The organism is Methylobacterium frigidaeris, from assembly GCF_022179185.1.
Lineage (GTDB): Bacteria > Pseudomonadota > Alphaproteobacteria > Rhizobiales > Beijerinckiaceae > Methylobacterium > Methylobacterium frigidaeris.
Genome location: NZ_BPQJ01000108.1, coordinates 1 through 2,378, shown reverse-complemented (window position 1 = coordinate 2,378; position 2,378 = coordinate 1). Strand labels below are relative to the sequence as shown.

At 58.3% G+C, this 2,378-nt stretch carries 2 protein-coding genes; one reads left to right on the top strand and one right to left on the bottom strand.

Features of this window, described 5'->3' with window-relative positions; genetic code table 11:
• Nucleotides 1–1,155 precede the first annotated feature (1,155 nt).
• On the bottom strand, nt 1,156–1,755 hold the full coding sequence (locus MFF64_RS36390; protein WP_238193878.1) for a DUF4142 domain-containing protein: 600 nt from the start codon (nt 1,753–1,755) through the stop codon (nt 1,156–1,158).
• Nucleotides 1,756–1,947: 192 nt separating this feature from the next.
• On the opposite strand from MFF64_RS36390, the gene MFF64_RS36385 reads away from it, so the two are divergent.
• The gene (locus MFF64_RS36385; RefSeq protein ID WP_238193876.1) at nt 1,948–2,190 is read left to right on the top strand and encodes a hypothetical protein; all 243 of its coding nucleotides are present in this window, start codon (nt 1,948–1,950) and stop codon (nt 2,188–2,190) included.
• The last annotated feature ends 188 nt before the right edge of the window (nt 2,191–2,378 follow it).

Sequence of the window (2,378 nt, the reverse complement as noted above, 5' to 3'; positions counted from 1 at the left end):
AAACGCCGACACTGCACTAACTTTGAACTTGGACCACCTCGTGGGGGCCGATCAAGCGTCCCTCATGTGTGTTGCAGTGTCGCAAGGCGCCAATCTGACAGCACTGCTACGGACCTCGGCAAGCGGGCGCGCGTTGAGTTGCGCTAATCGCAGGAGAGAGTCATGGCTCCACCGAATCATCAACCTGAAAAGACTACGAACACGATGCGACCGGCACTGGTAGGAGGCGTGCTGATCGCATTGGTTGCCGCGCTAGTTATCTATTCACTGTTCTTCAACGCGCACTGATTCCTGTTGAGGGTGAGGAGTAGGCTCTGGCAGAGCTGAAGCCTACGCCTGTCCATCGATGGCCAATTTCGACTTAGCGGAGGTATTGGGGGAGAAACTAGGCAACGATGGAGCTAGGGTTTAAAACCCAATCAGCGTGACCGCATTAGAGGCTGCTGAGGGTCTAGGCTGTGTGACAACTCGGGCGGGTCCTGAAATAGTAGAACAGTCTTCCACGCTGCTATCATTCAAGCATCCTGGGTGGCAGCCGATATGCAGTTAGGATGCCTTTGACGACGCTTCCCAGAGTGCGCGAGGGAAGATTCTTCTACAGACACTGCGTTTTGACACACCCTCGGTGGGAAGCAGGCATCCCCGTGCTCGATCACCCCTGCTATGATTTACCGATGCGCGAACGTGAACCCGAACTCGGGATGATCAGGCGTCACGTGGAAGCGCGTCTCTTAGTCTGCTCTGTGTCCGGGGACGCAGGCTTCTGACACCGCGCCTGAGCTACGATACTACGCAGATCGGTCACCATGGCATCCGTCTGCGCGTCTAGATCCTCTTCGGATTGGTTGGCGGGACCACGGAGCCGCATGAGCACCAGAGCTGCCATCGCGGCGTAGAGGCTCCCCCCTATTGGAGCACTGAGGAACGCGACCAGGGGGCCATACGGGACAACCATAGCTGCGGCCATCAAAAAACCACCAGCTATCGCCACGAACACATACAGCAACATGGTTACCACCCCCACGAAAACTGCGTGGCGGCAGAGTAGTTACATCCGAGTTAATTTACTCGCCAAGCAGCACGACCGTTAGACAGAGCATCAGACACTTAATTCGGCCCACCCAAAGCTGCTGAGCAGGCCGAAAAGATTTCTCCTCAGTCCTTCAAATTCTTATTGATATCAGCAATCAATGCTAAGTGTTCCTTGATCTGACCGCGGGCGAGCTTGGCGACACCAAGGTTCTCACGGTCCTTACCAGTAGCAAGATAGGCTTCCTGGATTTTTAGCAGCTCCTGATGCCCCTCAATCTGTCCCTTGATGTATTCACGGTCGAAGGCGGCTCCGGCTTTCGCGCTTTCCAGCTTCTCAAGCATCGCCTTGCCCTTGGCATCGAGCTGGCCGGCGACTTCCGCGTCAGACGGGGCCTTCACCTGACCGCTGGCTGCGACCGTCTGGTCACGCATCCCCTTCAGGATATCAGCGATGGTCTCCTGCTCTGTGACCTCGAATTGTGCGAACTGCTTGACGTCGTCATCCTGGGCCTTCTTGAGAGCCACGCGACTGGCCGCCAGTGACATCGATCCGGCTGCCAACGTGTCAGCCGCATGCTTGGCTTCCGCCTCTCCCATCTTGGCGCCGGTGTTTCCAGTTGCAGACGAAGCCGAGCTGGTTGGATTCTGTGCGAAGGCCGCGTTGATGAAGGAGGGGATCGCGACGGCAGAGGCAAGCGCGGTGATGGCGATACGCCGGTTCATGGGTGTTCCTCGTTGGCGCTGAAGGACGGTTATGCGCGGGCACCAACTCCGGGGGAGTATCGATGTTTCGCTGCAGTGGAAAAGAATGGCAGCCCTTAAGCGCCTGAGTGATTCCGAGCCCACCTTGACCGAACCAACCAGCCCGTGGCGTGTTCTCTCTTCGCTCTCAACGATTCGGACGGAGGGCATACAATGCAGGCGAGAGACACCGGACCCGCTGAAAGCCCCTCCGCTGCCTCCTCATGCCCCGTCGAAGCCATCGCAGCGGCCTACCTCACGCAAACCTCAGGCGACCTCGCACTTGCCCTGCGGTGTGCCATCACAGACGCCTTAGCGGACCTTCTAGGAGCCGAACGCCAGACCCGCGAGCGTAGCCGGCTCATTTCCCGAGGCTTCGTCCGTGGGCGCCTGGACGACACTGGTGATGCGCTATGACGGGCCACCTTCGCTCAGGCCCAGGAACCTCGCGAGCAACCCCTACGTGGTAGTGAGGGTGGAGTGTCCCCAATGCCCAGACCGACAGGAAGCTACAGGCTCGCGATCATGTCCACGGGCTCGTTCAACTCGCACTGATCGGCCCCCACGAGGTGGTCCAAGTTCAAAGTTAGTGCAGTGTCGGCGTT

Coding starts and splice junctions, on each gene's coding strand:
- MFF64_RS36390 (WP_238193878.1), bottom strand. CDS start 1,755: ATGAACCGGCGTATCGCCATCACCGCGCTTGCCTCTGCCGTCGCGATC.
- MFF64_RS36385 (WP_238193876.1), top strand. CDS start 1,948: ATGCAGGCGAGAGACACCGGACCCGCTGAAAGCCCCTCCGCTGCCTCC.